General features: G+C 66.7%; 18 protein-coding genes. 8 read left to right on the plus strand and 10 right to left on the minus strand.

Features of this window, described 5'->3' with window-relative positions:
- Positions 1–14 precede the first annotated feature (14 nt).
- Positions 15–1,256 carry an HNH endonuclease gene (locus GD1_RS02780; RefSeq protein ID WP_162128840.1) on the minus strand — a complete coding sequence of 414 codons (1,242 nt, stop codon included), beginning with the start codon at positions 1,254–1,256 and terminating at the stop codon, positions 15–17.
- 271 nt (positions 1,257–1,527) lie between these two features.
- Positions 1,528–1,737, minus strand: a complete 210-nt coding sequence (locus GD1_RS02785; RefSeq protein ID WP_059035476.1) for a hypothetical protein — start codon at positions 1,735–1,737, stop codon at positions 1,528–1,530.
- Positions 1,738–2,483: 746 nt separating this feature from the next.
- Here GD1_RS02785 and GD1_RS02795 point away from each other — a divergent pair.
- Entirely contained in the window at positions 2,484–3,047 is a 564-nt protein-coding gene (locus GD1_RS02795; protein WP_059035479.1) for a nitroreductase family protein, read from the plus strand.
- Between the two features lie 117 nt (positions 3,048–3,164).
- Here GD1_RS02795 and GD1_RS02800 read toward each other — a convergent pair whose 3' ends face one another.
- Positions 3,165–4,592 carry an FAD-binding oxidoreductase gene (locus GD1_RS02800; protein ID WP_162128839.1) on the minus strand — a complete coding sequence of 476 codons (1,428 nt, stop codon included), beginning with the start codon at positions 4,590–4,592 and terminating at the stop codon, positions 3,165–3,167.
- A 112-nt stretch (positions 4,593–4,704) separates the two neighbouring features.
- Between GD1_RS02800 and GD1_RS02805 the strand changes: the two genes are divergently transcribed.
- From GD1_RS02805 to GD1_RS02825, 5 genes are all read left to right on the plus strand, one after another.
- Complete coding sequence (locus tag GD1_RS02805) at positions 4,705–5,844, plus strand: helix-turn-helix transcriptional regulator (protein ID WP_162128838.1); 1,140 nt, start codon at positions 4,705–4,707, stop codon at positions 5,842–5,844.
- A gap of 117 nt (positions 5,845–5,961) precedes the next feature.
- Positions 5,962–6,303 (plus strand): ArsR/SmtB family transcription factor, encoded by a 342-nt coding sequence (locus tag GD1_RS02810; RefSeq protein WP_059035484.1) that lies wholly within the window; start codon positions 5,962–5,964, stop codon positions 6,301–6,303.
- 2 nt (positions 6,304–6,305) lie between these two features.
- Positions 6,306–6,791 carry an SRPBCC family protein gene (locus GD1_RS02815; RefSeq protein ID WP_059035486.1) on the plus strand — a complete coding sequence of 162 codons (486 nt, stop codon included), beginning with the start codon at positions 6,306–6,308 and terminating at the stop codon, positions 6,789–6,791.
- Between the two features lie 120 nt (positions 6,792–6,911).
- On the plus strand, positions 6,912–8,519 hold the full coding sequence (gene fadD5 / locus GD1_RS02820) for a fatty-acid--CoA ligase FadD5 (protein ID WP_059035517.1): 1,608 nt from the start codon (positions 6,912–6,914) through the stop codon (positions 8,517–8,519).
- Positions 8,520–8,697: 178 nt separating this feature from the next.
- Positions 8,698–9,564 carry a mycofactocin-coupled SDR family oxidoreductase gene (locus GD1_RS02825; RefSeq protein ID WP_059035488.1) on the plus strand — a complete coding sequence of 289 codons (867 nt, stop codon included), beginning with the start codon at positions 8,698–8,700 and terminating at the stop codon, positions 9,562–9,564.
- Between the two features lie 87 nt (positions 9,565–9,651).
- Here the strand turns inward: GD1_RS02825 and GD1_RS02830 are convergent, their stop codons facing one another.
- The 4 genes from GD1_RS02830 to GD1_RS02845 all read right to left on the minus strand — a co-directional run bounded on the left by GD1_RS02830 (position 9,652) and on the right by GD1_RS02845 (position 14,471).
- Entirely contained in the window at positions 9,652–10,005 is a 354-nt protein-coding gene (locus GD1_RS02830) for an iron chaperone (protein ID WP_059035490.1), read from the minus strand.
- A 67-nt stretch (positions 10,006–10,072) separates the two neighbouring features.
- On the minus strand, positions 10,073–11,365 hold the full coding sequence (locus GD1_RS02835) for an ammonium transporter (protein ID WP_059035519.1): 1,293 nt from the start codon (positions 11,363–11,365) through the stop codon (positions 10,073–10,075).
- A 128-nt stretch (positions 11,366–11,493) separates the two neighbouring features.
- The gene (locus tag GD1_RS02840; protein ID WP_157079360.1) at positions 11,494–12,870 is read right to left on the minus strand and encodes an aspartate aminotransferase family protein; all 1,377 of its coding nucleotides are present in this window, start codon (positions 12,868–12,870) and stop codon (positions 11,494–11,496) included.
- Between the two features lie 74 nt (positions 12,871–12,944).
- Positions 12,945–14,471, minus strand: a complete 1,527-nt coding sequence (locus GD1_RS02845) for a CoA-acylating methylmalonate-semialdehyde dehydrogenase (RefSeq protein ID WP_059035492.1) — start codon at positions 14,469–14,471, stop codon at positions 12,945–12,947.
- Positions 14,472–14,602: 131 nt separating this feature from the next.
- Between GD1_RS02845 and GD1_RS02850 the strand changes: the two genes are divergently transcribed.
- Positions 14,603–16,258, plus strand: a complete 1,656-nt coding sequence (locus GD1_RS02850; protein WP_059035494.1) for a PucR family transcriptional regulator — start codon at positions 14,603–14,605, stop codon at positions 16,256–16,258.
- Here the strand turns inward: GD1_RS02850 and GD1_RS02855 are convergent.
- The 3 genes from GD1_RS02855 to GD1_RS02865 are packed head-to-tail and all read right to left on the minus strand — an operon-like array spanning position 16,215 to position 19,523.
- The gene (locus GD1_RS02855) at positions 16,215–16,967 is read right to left on the minus strand and encodes an alpha/beta fold hydrolase (RefSeq protein ID WP_059035496.1); all 753 of its coding nucleotides are present in this window, start codon (positions 16,965–16,967) and stop codon (positions 16,215–16,217) included. The two genes, GD1_RS02850 and GD1_RS02855, sit on opposite strands and share 44 nt — an antisense overlap.
- On the minus strand, positions 16,964–18,058 hold the full coding sequence (locus tag GD1_RS02860; protein WP_059035498.1) for an isopenicillin N synthase family dioxygenase: 1,095 nt from the start codon (positions 18,056–18,058) through the stop codon (positions 16,964–16,966). The genes GD1_RS02855 and GD1_RS02860 overlap by 4 nt, the downstream gene beginning before the upstream one ends.
- On the minus strand, positions 18,045–19,523 hold the full coding sequence (locus GD1_RS02865; protein WP_059035500.1) for a uracil-xanthine permease family protein: 1,479 nt from the start codon (positions 19,521–19,523) through the stop codon (positions 18,045–18,047). The genes GD1_RS02860 and GD1_RS02865 overlap by 14 nt, the downstream gene beginning before the upstream one ends.
- Positions 19,524–19,681: 158 nt before the next feature.
- Between GD1_RS02865 and GD1_RS02870 the strand changes: the two genes are divergently transcribed.
- Entirely contained in the window at positions 19,682–20,242 is a 561-nt protein-coding gene (locus GD1_RS02870; RefSeq protein ID WP_059035502.1) for a helix-turn-helix domain-containing protein, read from the plus strand.
- Positions 20,243–20,275: the final 33 nt, after the last annotated feature.

Genomic DNA, 20,275 nt, shown 5'->3' on the forward strand with positions numbered 1-20,275 from the left:
GCTTCTACAAAAGGTCAGGCAGCATTCGGTAGTTCGTCGGCAAATCGCCTGTTATATGCCGGAATCGGACGACGACGTCGATCCACCACCTCCGGCGGGATCAACCACGGATGCGCATCCGGCCCCATATAGACATCCCACCCGTTGTGATGCACATCGGCATGACACGACGCACACAACAAACACCCATTCGCAAGATCAGTCGCACCACCATCAGACCAATGCGCAATGTGATGAGCCTGAGTCCGAGATGCCGGGGCACCACACTTGATACAACACCGATCCCGCTCGAACAACGTCCGCCGCTGCGAAGCGGTGAACAACCGTTTCGAGCGACCCATATCCAACGGCACCCGCTCACCGTCGACGATGGTCATCACCACCACACCGTCGCAGCTGGTTTCCAGCAGGGTGCCGTGGGTGATCGACCCACCAAACGCCAACTCCGACTTGCCCGGCGCATCCGCAGGAACCGACAGATTGATCAACGCCGCCGGTACAGCGGTCACCGACCGCTCCCCCGCACCAGCCGCCATATCCAAAACCATCTCCAAGGCATCAGCACGGCGTCGAGGAGCTTCACGGGGATCTTTCGAACCATCCGATTGCGGGACCGGCGCCGACAGCTTCTCGATCGCCGTCGCCAACTTTTCCCCGACAACAACATCCAGACTCCCCGAGACAGCAACCCGCCCATCATCGGTCCGCCCGATATCCAGGGCATTCAGATTGCGGTCCTCTTTCGCTGGACGTCCACCCTCGGCATCATCAGCATGATGGTCCCCCAATTGATGCGCCCGGGCCATCACCTCAGCCGGTTTCGCCCCCGACAACACCTGCGCCAACAGATCACCCTCAAAGGTCGCCCAGGTCTCAGCGTCCGGCGGTTCGCCGGCACGCAAGCCGATCTGGTTCAACCCGCGAACGATCGCATCCACATGTTCACCCGAGATCGCCCCGTCAGCAGAATGTTTCACAGTCCGCTCCACCATCGCCGAGGTGCCGATCCGCTGCACCCGCGCAGCCACGGAAGGCGCGTACCCCATCTCGATCAGCAACGCGATCGGTTTGTGCCCGTGATTCTGTGCGACCCCCAGCCGGTCGAGATGACCAGCCCCGGCCGCGGTCAACGCGTCGACGACATTCCTGATGGTGACCAGTGTCCGCATGTCCGTGAACACGTCCGGCCCGGTCGGATCGTCGTCGAAACGATAATAGACGAGTGCGTCGAGAATGGTCTCCAGCTCCCCCTGCATGTGTTCCATTGTAGCGATTACATAGGCGAACTATCGGCGAATAAGGAAGCAGAACAACATTTGTGGATAAGTTGTTAAAGCTGCTCACCCTCGAGGTTCGGGTTCACCCGTGGGGCCTCGCGCGAACGGCGAGATCTGTTGACTGGGCGCACGATTCCATCGAGTGGGCGTTGGGCGTCGCCGCCTGTGGAATTCTCCGACAAGGGTTGACCGATATCGAGTTACCTTGGCTCGCATGGGGAGACGCAACAGGACCACCTACCCGTCGTGGTCACCGCAGAATCTGGCACGGGTGCGCACGGAATTGCTCGGGGGACTCCAGAACATGACGGTCTATATCGAGGAGCAGTTCGGGAAGTTCGACGAGAGTATCGCAACCGTTGAGGAAATCCTGGAGTATCTCCAAGACCGTCATCCGTACCTCGATACCGATCTCGACGACGACGAAGTCGACGATCTGGATTACCTCGATCCTGATCATGTGGAAGGACAGGAGGTGATCGACCAGGCCAGGGGATTGATCGAGATGCAGACGATCCTCGCGGCGAACGTCTCCAATGCGTGGGGGATCGCGCAGATGGCAGCCACTGTCATCCAGGCATCGCCCACGCTGTGGTTGCCGCGAGAGACCATGTCAGCCGTCCGCAGGGCGGCGCGGCCGAGCGCAGAGGAACGAACACTGCTCCGCACGCATCCGACCGGATTCCTCGTCTTCGAGGAATCCGCCGGTGTGGTCCCCGACGACGAGTCGACGTCCGCTGAAACGACGGCACCCCTGGACGCCTTGGCGTGGTGGCCGTGCCCCTATCAACTGAGCGGCCGGAGAAACCCTCTCGGTGTCGGGCACGCCGATCGGGGCAACGACATCGTCGTCCACGCATTCACCCGCGCACGGATCGACAAACACGTTGGAGCAGAGGAGAACTGGGCGTCCGAGGCCTGGGCCGACTCCACGCTACGGCCGGCGACAACATTCGACCTTCCCCGGTACGGGAGCATGTGGCTCGCGTTGACAGCACCGAGGCGGGCGTTCGACCGCGATTCGCAGGCCTTTCTCGAATCCCTCGGCCAGTTGGTCGCGCGGCGCCATCCGGTTGCAAGACCTCGTGATCCCCGCCGACCGCCGTCGATGGCACAGACCCGGCTATCCCCAACTGCCAGACCTGAGGTCGGTCTCGGTACTACGGGCAGCGTGACCGTCATCGGTGACCTGGGTAGGTTGTGGGCATGCCGTTCGATCCGCACGCCGTCTCCGCCACTCCCGTCCGCGACGCGATGCTCGCACGCCGTTCGTCACCCAAGGTCACCGATGCGAGCCCCACCCATGAGGAACTGTTGGACCTGGTGGCGGCGGCCGGCCGTGTCGCCGACCACGCCAATCTGGCACCGTGGCGTCTCGTCGAGCTACGCGGTGACGATCGCGTGCGGTTCGCCGAGGCGATCGGACGGATCAACGGCACCGAACCGTCCGACAAGCCGTTGCGCGCGCCCCTGCTCATCGCCATCGTGTCCTCGCCGACACCGCATCCCAAGGTTCCCACCTGGGAGCAGGAAGCCGTGGCCTCCGGCGTGGGACACATCCTGAGTCTGCTGCTGGACGAGGCCGGCTACGGCGTCATCTGGCGTACCGGCCCGTTCGCGGCGTCACCGGAGATCGCCGACCTGCACGGCCTCGCCGACTCCGAGAAGCTGATGGGCTGGTTGTACGTCGGCGGCCGCACCGAGCGTGACACCCCGCGACGGCAGGTGGATGCGGGCCGCTTCCTCACGCGGTTTCCCACGGCCGACTGATCACCCGAGGTCGCCGACACACCGATACCGACAGGCCCACATCCAGGACAGGATGTGGACCGGCCGGCGCCTTCGGGAAGCCGTCGGGATCACGAGGTCGGCACGGATCGACGCAGGTCAGATGACCGGCCGGCTGCTGCGGAACACGCCGTCTGGGTCGGCGGCGTTCTTCGCGACCCGCAGGCGGGCGATCACCTCCGGGGAGAACGCCGCGGCGAGCGGATCGTTGTCACCGAGCATCGACACCGACAGCGGCCCTCCGTAGAACTCCTCGACGTCGGCGAGGATCGCGGCGACCGACGCATGGGCTGCAGGCATGGCCTCGGGTACGGGGACCATGGTCATGGCCATCACCGAGTAGGCGGCGGTGATGCGCCGGCACACCGCGTTCTCCGACGGGGTGAGCAGCGCCCCGCCGAGGTGACGGATCTGCACCTGGAGGACGCCGCAGGCAGGCGTGGCGGCCCGGGCGAGGATCGTGTCGATCACGTCGTCGTCGAACCGTCCGAGGGTGGTGGTCCCGAGATAGGCCGGTGACGGGTCATCGGGTTCCTCGCACACGGTGCCGACCTCGCCCGGCGCGAGTGGTCGGACGGTGTCGCGGACAACGATGCCGGCGGCGCGGATCGGGACCAGAAGTGCGTCGAGCGCATCGACGCTGCCGAGGTACACCGCGTCGACCGCGCAGAGGGATTGTCCACGGATCTCCTCCGGTAGTTCGGGAATGGGTGGGAAGTGCAGCATCGAGGCGAACAGCGTGAGCTCGTCGGGTGCGGTTCCGGTGATCTCCGCGTAGGCACGCCACACGGTCGGCGCATCGGTCGCGGGGAACACCAGCCGTCCACCGCTGATCTCCGGTGCCGCGGTCAGGGAGAGCTCCACGGCGGTGACGATCGCGAAATCGCCGCCGCCGCCGCGCAATGCCCACATCAGCTCCGGGTCGGAGGAGTCGTCGATCCAGCGGTGGCGTCCGAGTCCGTCCACCACTTCGGCCGCCCGGACCGCATGGGCACCGACACCGGTTGTGCGACCGAACATCGACAACCCGCCACCCAGGAAGAAGCCGGTGACGCTGACGTCGCCGCTCGAGCCCATCGGACCGGTGAGGCCGGTCCCGTCGAGCGCGCTCTGCAGTTCCACCCACTTGACGCCGGCGCCGACGCGTGCGATCGCATTGTCGGCGTCGATCCAGATGTCGGCGAGGCCGCGGGTCCGGATCAGGATGGTGTCGTCGAGCGCCGTGGTCGCCCCGTGCCCACCGGGTTGCGCAGACACCCGGATGTGGTGTCGCAGTGCGAAACGCACCGCGGTCACGACATCAGCGGCGGATTCGGCGACGACCACCGCCGCCGGACGCTGCGGCACTGCGAGATTCCAGGCCGACGATGCCGCCGGCCAGCCAGGGTCGCCGGGTAGCACGAGGGTTCCGGTGAGCATCACCGCGAGTTCCCCGAACGGGGGGAGCGACGTCGTCGTCGCCACGCCGTCTGCGGATGCCGATTGGGTGGGTGAGTCTGCAGGAGTGGAGATTTCGTTCGATGTCATGCCGACAACTGTGCGGCTGCATCCATGGCCGACACCATCCCCGCCACCTGGGTCGTATATCCCCCAACTATGTGGGATACCTGCGGCCTTCCAATCGGCGCATACTTGCCCGATGAAGACTTTGCGTGCCGAATCCGCACGGGCGAGCATCGACGCCCTTGCACGGTCCGGGCTGCCGTGGGGTGAGTTCGGAATCGAGTCGATGGAGATCCTGCGTCGCGCGATTCCCTTCGAGGGAGTGTGCTTCGGCAGCATCGATCCGGCCACCGACCTCGTCACCGGATCGGTCAAGATCGGCATCGACGCACCCTGCGAGGTCGAGTTCGCCCACCACGAGTACGTGGAGGACAACATCTCGCTGTTCACCGATCTCGCGAATCGCGAGTTCCCGGTGAGCATCCTGCACGAGGAGACCGACGACGACCCGCGCCGTAGTTCGCGTTTCCGCGACCTGTTCGAGCCGATGTTCGGGTTCGGGCACGAGATGCGGGCGATCGCCCGTGCCGGCGGGCGGACATGGGGCGGTGTCGCGCTCTACCGTGGCCACGAGAGCAGTGGGTTCAGCCCCGCCGAAGCCTTGTTCCTCGAGAGCATCACCGACAGTCTGGCCCTCGGGGTCCGCGCCGGTCTCGTGGTGTCGGTCGCCGAATCGCAGATGCACCTCGACGTGCAGCCGGCGGAGAAGGGGCCTGCGGTCATCGTCTTCGACGCCGACCAGAACGTCATCTCCGCGACGCCGGCCGCCGCACGCCGGGTGGAAGAACTCGACGGTGATCTGTGGGGCGAGATGCCGACGAGTGTGGCATCTGCTCTCGGCGCAGCCCGGGCGTTGCTCGCAGGTCGGTCGACGGCGGTGCCGCGGCTGATCGTGCGCGGTGCCGGTGGTGAGTGGTTCGCCGTGCACGCCGCACCACTGACCGGCCGTGACGGGGCATCGCAGACCGTGGTGACCATCGAGTCCGCCGGTCCGTCGGCGCTGTTACCGCTGGTGGTGTCGACCTTCGGGTTGACCGCACGCGAGAGCGAGGTGGTCGGTGCGGTGTTGCGGGGGGATTCGACGACGGTGGTGGCCAAGTCCCTGCACATGTCGCCGTACACCGTCCAGGACCACCTGAAGTCGATCTTTGCCAAGGCCGGGGTGTCGAGCCGCCGCGAACTGATGTCGCGCGTGTACTTCGATCACTATGCCCCGCAGAAGGACGGCCGGCTGGGCACCGACGGCTGGTTCGCAAACCCCGTGTCCACGACCTGATCTGTCCATCGGACGTGCCGGGCACCCGGTGTTTGCGGTGGCACGCTCTCGCTCCGGTTCTCACCAACCGGCACGAACCCTTGACAACGTACAACCGTTTAGTTGTATATTTGGGTGGTGGAAGGCACCGACGAGGACCGGGCCGACGCCCTGTTCCACGCACTCTCCGACCGCACCCGCCGCGACATCCTGCGTCGCGTACTGGCAGGGGAGCACTCGGTGTCATCTCTGGCGGCGGACTACGACATGAGCTTCGCCGCGGTACAAAAGCACGTCGCCGTTCTCGAACGCGCCGGTTTGCTCACCAAGAGACGTAGTGGCCGTGAGCAACTCGCCACCGGCGATGTCACCGCCGTCCGCGCGGTCGCGACGTTGCTGACCGAATTCGAACAGGTCTGGCGAGGCCGCATCGCCCGTATCGACGAGCTCCTCGCACTCGACACGTCCACGGAGGAATGACCATGCCCGTCACGAATGTCTCCCACGACATCGACACCCGAACCATCACCATCACCGCCGAGTTCGCCGCGCCGGTCTCCCGCGTGTGGCAGGTCTATGCCGATCCACGTCAGCTGGAGAAGATCTGGGGCCCACCCGAATACCCGGCCACCGTCGTCCACCACGACTTCCGGCCCGGCGGCCGGGTCACGTATTACATGACCGGCCCCGGCGGCGACAAGCATGCCGGTTACTGGGACATCCAGGCGATCGACGAGCCCAACGGCTTCGACTTCGTCGACGGATTCGCCGATGCGAACTTCGAACCTGTTGAGACCATGCCGGTTTCGACCAGTGAGTTCCGTTTCGTCGCCGGCGGCGCGGGTACCGTCGCGACCTTCGTGAGTACCTATCCGACGGCCGATGCACTGCAACAGGTCCTCGACATGGGTGTGCTCGAGGGTTCGTCGTCGGCGATCAACCAGATCGACGCCCTGCTCGCCGCCTGAGATCGGCGGGCGATTCCCGGTGTCGACGATTCGCCCCACCGGGTCGCCACATTCCCCTACCGTGTGACCCAGGGCACATCGGTGTCGATGTGTCTCATCATCGAGAGCAGGGGAGAGCCGATGACCGCCGCGACCGATCCCGGCATCGGGCAGGGAACCGAGCCATGGCGGTCTCGGCGCAACCACTGGAACAGCCAGGTCCACCGGCATGCGTGCATGATCCCGGACGACGTCGCGGTGACCTATCTGGACAGATCGACGACGTGGCGCGGACTCGACGAGCGGTCCCGTGCCTTCGCCGCGGCCCTGTACCGGCGCGGGGTGCGATTCGGCGATCGGGTCCTGATGGCCATGCTCAACCGCACGGAGTATCTGGAGGCGGTGCTGGGTGCCAACCTGATCGGGGCGATCCCGGTCCCGGTGAACATCCGGATGGCACCGGCCGAGGTCGCCTTCCTGGTGACCGACAGCGGGGCGCGGGTGGTGGTCACCGAGCGGCTGCTGGCACCGATCGCCGACGCCGTCGCCGCGTCCACGGGATCGATCGACACCGTCGTCGTGGTGGATGGCAGTGACGTTCCCGAACACCTCGACTACGAGACCCTCCTGGCCGAGGACTCGTCGGATCTGCCGGAGATCGACGTACCCGAGGACACCGTCGCCCTGATCATGTACACCTCGGGTACAACCGGAAAACCCAAGGGCGCCATGCTCACCCATGTCAACCTGCAAGCGCAGGCGGTCACCACCATCGCCGGCACCAACGGCCGGGAAGCCGACGACGTGGCATCGGTGGTGCCACCGATCTTCCACATCGCCGGTCTCGCCGCCTTCGCACCGCTGCTGTACCTGGGGGTGCGGGCGGTGATCCATCCGCTCGGCGCCTTCGATGCCGCGGCGATGCTCGACACTCTCGAACGTGAGGGAACGACGTCGGTGTTCATGGTGCCCGCGCAGTGGCAGCTCATCTGCGCCGAGCAGCAGGCCCGGCCGCGGACACTGAAGCTGCGGACGATCAGCTGGGGTGCCGCGCCCGCCGCCGACTCGGTGCTCGCGGCGATGGCCGAGACCTTTCCGGATGCCGAGATCATGACGGCGTTCGGCCAGACCGAGATGTCGCCGGTGACCTGCCTGTTGCGCGGCGAGGACGCGCGCCGCAAGATCGGATCGATCGGCACCGTGGTACCCGCCGTCACCGCTCGCATCGTCGACCCGTTGATGAACGACGTGACGCCGGGGGAGGTCGGCGAGATCGTCTATCGCGGACCGAATCTGATGCGAGGCTACTGGGGGAGACCGGACGCCACCGCCGATGCCTTCCGCGGCGGGTGGTTTCATTCCGGCGATCTGGTCCGTGAGGACGAGGACGGATTCCTCTATGTGGTGGACCGCGCCAAGGACATGATCATCTCCGGCGGCGAGAACATCTACTCCGCCGAGGTCGAGAACGTCTTGTTCGGCCATCCCGGGATCGCCGAGGCCGCGGTGATCGCCCGCGCCGACGACCGCTGGGGTGAGGTCCCGGTGGCGGTGGTGGTGCTGGCCGAGGGCACCTCGGACCTCACGCTGGTGGATCTCGAACCGTATCTGAACGAGAATCTCGCCCGGTTCAAGCACCCCAAGGACCTCGTGATCATCGACGAGCTACCGCGCAACGCCGGCGGCAAGGTGGTCAAGCCCCGACTGCGTGAGGCCTACGGCAGCAAGGACATCGGCCTACAGCACTGATGTCCTCGACGGCACCGTGATCGTCGAATCCCGTTCTCCGCCGACTCCCGGACACACCCCTGCGTCGTCCCGTACGCTCCGGTGGACACGTGTCCGCCGACCGCATGTGCGGAGCACGGACGTCCGAGCACTGAAGCACTGGACTACTGAACCACTGAGCTATCGAGGAGGACATTCGGTGACCGACATCCGACTGGCGGGCAAGGTCGCCCTGATCACGGGCGCGGCGCGTGGTCAGGGACGCAGCCACGCACTGCGACTGGCCCGCGACGGTGCCGACATCATCGCGGTGGACATCTGCGCGCAGATCCCCACCGTCAACTACGAGCTGAGCACACCGGACGACCTGGCCGAGACCGCGACGCTCGTCGAGGCCCTCGGACGCAGGATCGTCACCAGGGTCGCCGACGTCCGTGACCGGGGAGCGCTGCAGACGGCCATCGACGAGGGTGTCGCCGAACTCGGCGGGCTCGACATCGTCGTCGCCAATGCCGGGATCAGCCCGGTAGGCGCCGATCGTCCGCCGGTGACCTGGCTCAACACGGCCTCGGTCAACCTCGGCGGCGTCATCAACACCCTCGAGCTGTCGTTGCCGCATCTGTCGTCGGGCGCCTCGATCGTGTGTGTCGGGTCGATGGCGGCGTTCATGGAGAGCTTCGAGTCCAGGGAGGCCGGTTTCGGCGCCAGCGGCTACTCGTTCTCCAAGCGTGCCATCGCCCGCCTCGTCAACGATCTGGCGCGTTCGCTGGCGCCGCAGGGGATCCGGGTCAACGCGGTGCATCCGGGCAACATCGACACCCCGATGGTGCACAACTCCGGGCTCTACCACTTGTTCCGGCCCGACCTGGAGGAGCCGAAGTACGACGACGTCAAGGACGTCTTCGGCGCCTTCCACCTGCTCCCGGTGGATGTCATCCCGCCCGAAGAGGTCAGCGAGGCCGTCTTCTACCTCGCCTCGGATGCGTCGAAATACGTGACCGGACAACAACTCCGGGTGGAGGCCGGCGCACTCCTGAAGACCCTGCCGGCCGGCGTTCCCGACTGACCACCGCGCGGGAGACCGCACCCTGCACGGTCATCTACCAGGTGCGCGGTAGATCTACCGCGCACCTGGTAGATGCGTGGGGATCTCCTACTCCGCCAGACGTGCCTCGATCAGGCGGCGGCACAGCGCCTCCGGCACATCCTGGTCATAGCGGATCTTGAGAAAACCGGCACCGCACTCATATCCGGCATCGGCGACCTCCCCGGTGTACGCGCCGAAGAACTCCGGGGTGAACCGTAGTGAACAGTGCTTGCCGTAGGCCTGCAGCATCCAGAGTCGTTCCCCGTCACGCAGATATGCGGGCTGATTCCACTGCAACTTCTCTTCGACGGCGGGCGCATACGACAGGCTGATCCGTTGCAGTTCCACCAGATGCGGATGCTGCGTGGGGGTGAGCTGGGCGTAGAAGTCGTCGAGATCGGCACGTTTGGGCGCAGGCATATGACGAAACTACCTGCGCGCCGGGATGCCGGAACCCCGAAACCCCCACTCCGCGCGTTCGACGAGCTCAGCGCGCGATGGTGAAGTCGTACGCCGATTCCGCGTGCTGGGCGTCGTCGATCCCGTCGGCCTCGTGCTGGCGATCGGCCCGCAGACCGATGGTGAATTTCAGCCCGAGCGCGATCACACCGGTGACCACCGTGGCATAGGCGATGACGGCGAGCACCGCCACCACCTGCCGCCAGAGCTGATCGACACCCCCGCCATAGAACAGTCCGTCCACCCCGGCAGGGGCGGTCCGCGAGGCCACCAGCCCGATCATCAGCATCCCCACCACGCCGCTGACGAAGTGCACGCCGACGACGTCGAGGGAGTCGTCGTAGCGCCAGCGGAATTTCAGTTCGATGGCCAGCGAACTCACCGCTCCGGCGACCGCACCCACGGCGAGCGCCCCGACAGGTGTCACCGATGAGCAGGACGGCGTGATCGCGACCAGTCCGGCGATCACGCCGGAGGCGGCGCCGAACGACGTCGGCCGACCGTGGCGGACCTGCTCGACGACCAGCCACGCGACCATCGACGCCGCACCCGCACCGAGTGTGTTGACCGCGATCACGGCCGCGTCACCGTTCGCGGCCAGCTCGGAGCCGGCATTGAACCCGAACCATCCGAACCAGAGCAATCCCGCGCCGAGCATGACGAACGGCAGGTTGTGTGGCCGCATCGGATCCTTCGGCCACCCGGCACGCCGGCCGAGCAACAGCGCCAGCACCAATGCCGATGCGCCGGAATTGATCTCCACGGCCGTGCCGCCGGCGAAGTCGATCGCATGCAGATGACCGACGATCCAGCCGCCGTGCGCCTCGGTCAGGCCGGGTGCACTGAACACCCAGTGGGCCACCGGGATGTAGACGAGGACCGACCACACCGCCGCGAACGCGAGCCACGAGATGAACCGCATCCGGTCGGCCACCGCACCGGCGATCAGGGCGACGGTGACCATCGCGAAGCCCGCCTGGAAGGCGACGAACAGGATGGCCGGGATGGTTCCGACCAGCGGTATCCCCGAGTGTGTGCCGTCGGATCCGTAGGTGTGGTGCAGTCCGGGGAACGACGACAGGCTGCCGATCAGGCCGCCGTGGTCGTCGCCGAAGGCCAGGGAGTAGCCGAACACGACCCAGACGATCCACACGATCGGGATCGCCGACAGGCACATCATCATCATGTTGAGCACACTCTTCGAGCGCACCATGCCGCCGTAGAACAGTGCCAGCGCCGGGGTCATGAGCAGCACCAGGGCGAACGCCGCCAGCATCCAGGCGGTGTTCGCCCCGTCGGGCATGCCGTATGTGGGGAACATGGTCACCTTCCGTCGCACGGGCGACGAAAGCCTACACTCCTCGATCACGCCGCAGTGTCGTTGACCGACAACGGATTCCGGCAAGTCGGGCGAATCGTCGAACCCGGGCGAGGAAGCTGGCGGCTGGGCTACCCGAGGTGACCGTCGGCGACGTCGAGGGCACGGTCGAGGATCGCGAGGCCCTCGCGTACCTCGTCGGCGGTGACGGTGCACGGCGGGACGACGTGGATGCGGTTGAAGTTCGCGAACGGCAACAGCCCACCCGCCTTACATGCCGCGATCGTCTCGTTCATCGCCGGACTGCTGGAGCCGTAGGGTGCCAGGGGTTCCCGGGAGTCGCGGTCTGCGACCAGTTCGAGCGCCCAGAACACTCCGGCGCCACGTATCTCGCCGATGCAGCGATGACGTTGCGCGAGGTCGTGCAGTCCGGGTCCGATCACCTCGGCACCGATCGTCGCGGCATGCTCGACGACGTGTTCGTCCTCCATCGCGCGGATGGTGGCGACAGCGGCCGCGGTGGCGAGCGGATGACCGGAGTAGGTCAGTCCGCCGGGATAGGGGCGGTGGTCGAAGGTGGCGGCGATCTCCGCGTCGATCACCACGCCACCGAGGGGCACATAACCGGAGTTGACGCCCTTGGCGAAGGTGATCAGATCCGGGACGGCGTCGCCGTGTTCGAACGCGAACCACCGCCCGGTGCGGCCGAAGCCGGCCATCACCTCGTCGGCGATGAACACGATGCCGTGGCGGTCACAGATCTCCCGCACGCCGGCCAGATATCCGGGTGGCGGGACCATGATGCCCGCGGTTCCCGGGACGCTCTCGAGGACGATGGCCGCGATCGTCGACGGCCCTTCCATCCGGACCACCTCGTCGAGGTGGGCGAGTGCCCGCTCGCACTCCTGCTGCTCGGTCTCGGCGTGGAATCGCGAGCGGTACAGGAACGGACCGAAGAAGTGCACCACCCCGCTGTTCGCGTGGTCGTTGGGCCAGCGGCGCGGGTCACCGGTCATGTTGATCGCGGTGTCGGTGCCACCGTGGTACGAGCGGTAGCGGGTCAGCACCTTGTATCGGCCGGTGTGCAGGCGGGCCATCCGGACCGCATGTTCGTTGGCGTCGGCACCGGCATTGGTGAAGAACACCTTGTCCAGGCCGTCGGGGGTATGGCTGGTGATGAGCCGCGCCGCCTCCGAGCGTGCGTCGTTGGCGTGCTGGGGTGCGATCGTGCACAGTTTGGCCGCCTGCGCGGCGATCGCGGCCACCACCTTCGGATGCTGATGGCCGATGTTGGTGTTGACCAGCTGGGAGGAGAAGTCCAACAAGCGGTTTCCGTCGCCGTCCCACACATACGACCCCGCCGAGGCGGTGATCGTCATGGGGGAGATCTCGGCTTGCGCCGACCACGAGTGGAAGACATGGGCGCGGTCGAGCTCGTAGGTCCGCCGCGCCTCTGCACGGGCCTCGTCGAGACGCAGACCGTTGGGCAGCAGGTCGGTGGCGTTCAGCCCAGTGGCATTCAGCTTGGGAGCGTTCAGCTCGGGGGCGGGACTCTCGTCGATGATGCTCACGGTGTTGCTCCTCACGCATTCTGGGGAAAGCCGAGATCGAGTTCAGCGGTGGCCGACGCGGCCCGATCGGTACGTGCGAGGAAGGCGTCGGTCTCGATCCAGCGGGTGGTGATCGCCTTGGTCCGGGTGAAGAAGTGCACACCCTCGGTGCCGTGGGCGTGGCTGTCGCCGAACAGCGACGCCTTCCATCCGCCGAAGCTGTAGTAGGCCATCGGAACCGGGATGGGCACGTTGATGCCGACCATGCCCACCTCCACCTCGTTCTGGAACCGGCGCGCGGCCGCACCGTTCGCGGTGAAGATCGCGGTGCCGTTGCCGAACGGGTTGCGGTTGACCAGTGCCAGGGCCTCGTCGTAGGAATCCACGCGCACCACGTTCAGGACGGGGCCGAAGATCTCGTCGGTGTAGATGCTCATGTCGGTGCCGACGTGGTCGATCAGGGTGGGCCCCAACCAGAACCCGCCGGCATCGCCGTCGGGCTGCACCGTCCGACCGTCGAGGACGATGGCTGCACCATCGGCTTCCCCGGCATCGACATAGGAGGCCACCTTGTCCCGATGCACCTGGGTCACCAAGGGGCCCATGTCGGTGTCGCGGGTGCCGTCGCCGGTGCGGATGGCACCGGCGCGCTCGGCGATCCGCGCGACCAGATCGTCGGCGATGTCGCCGACGGCCACGCACACCGAGATCGCCATGCAGCGCTCACCGGCGGAACCGAAGCCGGCATTGACCATCGCATCGGCGGCGACGTCGAGATCGGCGTCCGGCAGCACGATGGCGTGGTTCTTCGCCCCGCCCAACGCCTGCACACGCTTGCCCGCGGCCGTGCCGGTGGCGTACACGTACTGGGCGATCGGGGTGGATCCGACAAAGCTGATCGCCTTGATCGCGGGGTGGGTGAGCAGTTCGTCCACGGCGGTCTTGTCACCCTGCAGGACGTTGAAGACCCCATCCGGAAGGCCCGCCTCGTGCCACAGTTCCGCGAGCCACAGCGAGGCCGACGGATCCTTCTCCGACGGTTTGAGGACCACGGTGTTGCCGGCGGCGATCGCGATGGGGAAGAACCACATCGGGACCATGGCCGGGAAGTTGAACGGCGAGATGATGCCGACCGGGCCCACCGGCTGGCACACCGAGTGCACGTCGATCTTGGTCGATGCGTTCTCGGTGAACCCGCCCTTCAGCAGATGCGGGATACCGCAGGCGAATTCGACGACCTCCTGACCGCGGGTCACCTCGCCGAGTGCATCGGAGACCACCTTGCCGTGCTCGGCGGTGATGATCTCGGCCAACTCGCCTTTGCGGGCGTTGAGCAGTTCCCGGAAACGGAAGAGGATCTCGGTGCGCTTGGCCAGTGACGTGTCCCGCCAGGCCGGGAAGGCCGCGGATGCGGCATCGATCACCGCACGCGCATCGGCGACGTCGGCCAGCGCGACCCGTGCGGTCACCACGCCGGTCGCCGGATTCGTCACCGGTGCAGTCGTATCCGACGCACCGGGGAACACCTTGTTGTTGACCCAATGGGAGACGGTTGTCATCAGGACCTCTCTGGTCGAAGCGGCCGCCGGGTCGCACCGACCCGGCGTGTCTGTTCCAGTCTCGGTCCCACATCGCCACGGCCGGGGTGACATGGTGTACGCGATTGGCCGTTCAGCTTTACACTCTGTCAATGACCATCACGGTGCGCGACGTTCTCGGTCTCCCGGAGTTGCAGCGCGGGGATCCGGTCGTGCTCAGCGATCGGCGCCTCGACGACGTCATCCGCTGGGTTCACGTGGGCGACGTCCCCGATCTGTCGGGCCTGCTCACCGGTGGTGAACTGATCCTCACCACCGGTGCCTCACTGGCGAATTGGCCGCAGCGATATCTCCAGGGGCTGTCGAGCTCCGGCGCGGTGGGCGTGGTCGTCGAGCTCGGCGCATCGGTTCCCACCCTCCCCGGCGCGGTGACCCGCCTCGCGCGCGATGCCGACCTGGCCTTGATCGTGCTGCGGCGCTCGGTGCGGTTCGTCGACGTCACCGAGGCGGTCCATCGACGGCTGGTGGCCGAACAGTACGAGGCGGTCGCCTTCGATCGCCTGGTCCACGAGACCTTCACCGAGCTGAGCATGAATCGCGCATCGGTCGTCGAGGTCGTGGCCGCGGCGGCCCGCATGCTCGATGAGCCCGTCGTCCTCGAGGATCTGTCGCATCAGGTGCTCACCTCCTCGATCGCACCCCACGCCGACACCGCCATCACCCTCGACGACTGGGAGCGGCGCTCCCGCCGCAACACCGATGGGCGTGCCGGCACCGAACCCTGGGTGTGGTCGACCGTCGGACCGCGGGGGGAGGCGTGGGGTCGGGTGATCGTGCCGCGCAACCCGATCCAGCGCGATCGGACGGTCCGCGTACTCGAACGTGCCGGTGTCGCACTGGCCCTCAACCGGATGATCGAACGTGACCGGACGAGCCTGCATCAACGCGCCCAGAGCGGACTGATCGACGACGTCGTCGACCGACGGGTCACCACCGAGTCCGAGATCGCAGCCCGCGCGCACGCCCTCGGACTCGCGCGTGCACGACGATACTGGCCGGTGGTGATCCGGGTGGACTCCACCACCCCGGACGGCGATCCGCTTGCGGCCCAACGCAGATCCGCCCAGCTTCTCGACGCGGTCTCACACACGGTGCGTTCGGGCGGACACACCGGCTTGTTCACCGTGCGACCCCCCGGCGACATCCACGCCGTCGTCGCCCTGCGACCGGCGCGCGGCCAGGACCCGGAGTCGACGCTGACCTCGCTCGCCGACCACCTGCACGAGGCGGTCGCACGCACGGCCGGGGACACCCGGTGCACGGTGGCCGTCGGCGAACCCGACGGTGGGCTGGTGCCGGCGATCCGTGCCCTCGCCGACGCCGCCCACGTCGCCGAGGTGGCCGGCGCCATGTCCGGGCGTCGCCGGCCCTTCTACCGGGCGTCCGACACCCGGTTGCGTGGTCTCGTCGCGGTCCTGAAGGACGATCCGCGCGTGCAGGCCTTTGCCGAATCCGAGCTGCGCCGCATCCTCACCGAGGCCCCCGAGCACCTCGAGCTGCTGCGAAACCATGTGCAACTCAACGGGAACAAGGCCGCCGTCGCGCAGCGGATGCACATCAGCAGACCGGCGCTCTACAAACGTCTGCGTGCCGTCGAGGACATCCTCGAGGTGGATCTGTCCGATCCGGAATCGCTGTTGTCGCTGTCGGTGGCGACGATGATCTACGACGTCGGTCGTGCCGCTCGCGCCGACGGTGAACGCACTATCGGACCGGCTGCGGCGTCACCGCCACCACGAAGTCGATGATCGCCGATGCCACCGCGGCCGTCGCCGACAGCTGTGGCGCGTGGTCGGTGTCCAGGGTGACCTGCGTGGCTCCCGGAACCAGATCCTGCATCTGCCGCTGCGCCTGGATCGGCACCGACCGGTCCAGTGTGGCCTCGATGTAGCACCGGGGCAGCCGGCCGAATCGTTCCGGGGTCCAGGTGGGGGAGATGAGGCGGGCCGACTCGCGTTGCGGCACCATCTTTCGCGCTCCGGCCACTGCGTCGTCGGGTGCGGCCTCGTGGAAGAAGATCGTCGCGGCGGCCTCCGCCGGTACCGTCGACAGCGCACCATCGGCGCTGTACTCCAGGTAGCGTGAGATCCCCACGGGCGCTGTGAGTCCGGCGCGATCACAGGCGTCGACGAACGACCCACCGGAGGGCAGCATCATGCCTGCCACATAGACCACACCCGCGACGCGTTCGGCGAGCGCCTCGGCGACATTCGTGGCGACCACGCCGCCGCCGGAATGACCGACGATCACCATCGGCCCCTCGACGTCGGCGATCTGTCCGATCACCGCGGCGACGACATCGTCGAGTTCGGCGGGTTCGTCGAGGGTGTCGCCGACCCCGGGCAGGGTCACCGGGATCGGTCGCATACCCGCGTCGGTGAGCGGTTGCAGAAGCGGGTTCCATACCCAGCTCCCGGCCCACGCGCCGTGGATCAGGACGACGGCGGGCCCGGTCACGCCACCCCGCCCTTCGCTGCGGCGAGCACGCGGCCCGCCTCACGCACCGCCGCCGTGTTCGCCTTGCCCTGACGGGATCCGGCGAGTTTGGCGGAGATGTGGTCGCGGACGGTGATCGGCTCGTAGGCCAGTCCGTCGTCGGCGTCGAGATGGCTGGGCAGGGTGGCGATGGTGGCATCGATGTTGCCGTCGTGGAAGAACGCGACCGATCGACGACGCTTGATCGTTCCGTCCACGATCGGCGGCTTGACCCGATGGAGTGTCGAGGTCCACCGGTCGTTGGTCAGGCGTGCGGTGAGGTCGCCGAGGTTGATCAGGAGCGCACCGTCGAGCGGCTGCACGTCGTGCCAGACGCCGTCGGCGCCCAGCACCTGCAGGCCCGCGACCCGGTCGGCCCACAACACGGTGACCAGTCCGAAGTCGGTGTGTTCGCCCATGCCGGTGAGTTCGCCGTCGAGGGTGACGGTGCCCTCCGGCAGCGCATAGTTGTTCATCCGCAGCACGTCCACAGAGTGATCGGTCAGACACTCGAAGTAGTCGCTCGGCAGATCCAGCGCGTCGGCGAAGACGGTGGTCAGTGTGCGTGCCACGCGCGCGGCATGATCGTAGTAGGCCTCGATACGCGGGCGGAAGTCGGGGATGTCCGGCCAGACGTTGATCCCGTAGTCGTCCTCGGACAGGTCGAGTTCGGGGTACCAGCGTGCCTCGGCACCGATGTTGAATGCCTCGAAGAAGTCGTTCATCCGGCTCGCCGACTCCAGACCGAGGCTCAGACTGAGGGATTCGCTCTTCGGTGGCGTGTAGCCGCGATTGCCCGGCGCACGATGGCCCTTCTTCTCGTCCAGCGACTGGGCGAAGAAGTCGTCGACCGCACCGGCCAGGTCGGCGATCGCCGCCTGAGGGACGCCGTGACCGAGGATCTGCACGAATCCCACTGTGGAACAGGCGATGTCCATCTGTCGCGCAGCCTCGGCACGATCGGCCGCACTGCCACCGGCGGTGTAGGCGCTGATGTCGACGACGGGTACGTCGAAGGGGGGAACAGCAGAAGTGGTGGGGGCGTCAGTGTGCGGGGTGTCAGCGTGCGGCATCGGTGTCTCCGATCGGTAGGCGGTTCGCGTCGTCGGTGGTGTGGGACAGGGCATTCCGGTCTGTTGCTTCCAGGCTCGGGGTATCGGGGCTCGGGGTATCCGGGATCGGGGTATCCACGGTCAGGGCATCACGTGCGTGCTCGCCGAGCCGGGTGTGGTTGAGGACGAGGTTGAGCAGGAAGGCGGTGATCGCGGCGAGCGTGATCCCGCTGCCGAGGACGATCTGGGCGGAGTCCGGGAACTTGGTGAACATGCCCGGGATGAAGGTGGGCAGCATTCCGATTCCGACGGCCACCGAGGCGATCGTCATGTTGATCGGGTCGCCGAGGTCGACCGACCGCAATGTGTTGACGCCGACGATCGCGACCACGGCGAACATGATCAGACCGACCCCGCCGATCACCGGACCGGGCACACCGGCGACGAAGGCACCGAGTTTCGGGATCAGGCCGAGCACGATCAGGATGACGCCACTCACCGCGGTGACGTAGCGGCTGAACACCCGGGTCGTGGCGACGGCACCCACGTTGTTCGTGTAGACGGTGTCGATGAAGGCGTTGAAGACCGCACCGAGGATGCCGGAGATGCTGTCGCCGGTGAGGCCGCGGGCCAGATCTCCTCTGCTGACATGCTTTCCGGTGATCTCACTCAGAGCGAGGATGCTCGCGGTCGATTCGGCGAACACCACGACCATCACGATCGACATCGCGACCACCGCGGTGACGGGAAACTCCGGCGGACCGAAGTGGAACGGTTGCGGAATCCCGATCCAGGCGGCGTCACCGACGGCGTCCAGGTTGTACATGCCCATCGGAATCGCGATGGCGGTACCGACGACGAGCGCCAGGAGTACGCCGAGCTGGCGCCACATGCCGCGGCCGAGGCAGAGGATCCCGACCGCGATGGCCATGATCAGTACGGCGAGTCCGATGTTGCCGGGGGAGGCGTAGTCGGCGGCCGCAGGGTCGCTGCCGACGATCAGGCCGCCGGCGACACCGATGAGCGACAGTCCGACGACGGTCAGCACCGCGCCGGTGACCAGCGGTGGGAAGAACTTGAGCAGACCGGCGAACAGCCACGCGAGCGGGATGCCGATGATCCCGCCGATGAGCATCGACCCGTAGACGGCGGGCATGCCGTACTCGTGGGCGATGAGGATCATCGGGGTGAGCGAGGCGAACGTCCCGCCGCAGATGATCGGTAGTCGGACACCCACCGCACGGCCGATACCGAGGCTCTGGATGAGGGTGATCACTCCGGAGATCAGGAGGTCGGCGGAGATCAGGATGGCGATGTCTGCGGCGTCCAGGCCGACCGCGGCACCGAAGATCAGCGGGACGCTGACGCAGCCGGTGTACATGATCAGCACGTGCTGGATGCCGAAGATCACGAGTCGGGGGATCGGTGGACGCACGTCGACCGGGTGGACCTCCGGACGTGCCGGCGAGTCGGAGATTGCGGTCATGGGACACTCCATGTCGTAGGAACACAGAGTATTCTCCAGACCAATATTTCATAATCTGAGTCGATCCTGTTACGGGCGGATTTCGTCCGTGACCTACGGGTTACAGGCCCGGTGACCAGCCGAAACCCTCCATCATCGCGGCTGCTACGTTGCAAAGCGTGGATGACGACCAAGCGATGCTCGCACGCACATTGGGTGCGTCGATCCGGAGTGCCCGGAAGGCAGCCGGGATGACGATGGCCGAGGTGGCCAGGCGAGCCGACCTGTCCCAGCCGTTCCTGAGTCAGGTCGAGAACGGCAACACCGCGCCCAGCGTCATCAACCTGCACAAGATCGCCCAGACACTCGGCACCACCGCACACGCCCTCCTCGAGGAGGGCAGCAGACAACCCACCACCGTCATCCGCGCCGCCGACGCCCGGCAGTACAACCTCGGGCCGTCGGCCGTCGTCCGGTTCTGCCTGTCGGGGACACGGTCACTCGACTGCAACGAGGTGACCGCCGAGCCCCACAGCGGAGCCGAGGCGGCCACGACGCACGCAGGGGAGGAGTTCGTCTACGTCATCTCCGGCACGGTGCGGCTGAGCATCGACGGTGTCGATCACATACTGGCCCCGGGAGACACCGCCCACTTCCCGGCGACGCTCGCACATCAGTGGTTCAACGACACCGACGACGAGGTACGGTTCCTCTTCGTCAGCACCCCGCCGAGCTTCTGAGCCCGGGCCCGGCAGCCGAATCCCGTTGAGCGG

It is taken from the genome of Gordonia desulfuricans NBRC 100010, from assembly GCF_001485495.1.
Classification (GTDB): domain Bacteria; phylum Actinomycetota; class Actinomycetes; order Mycobacteriales; family Mycobacteriaceae; genus Gordonia; species Gordonia desulfuricans.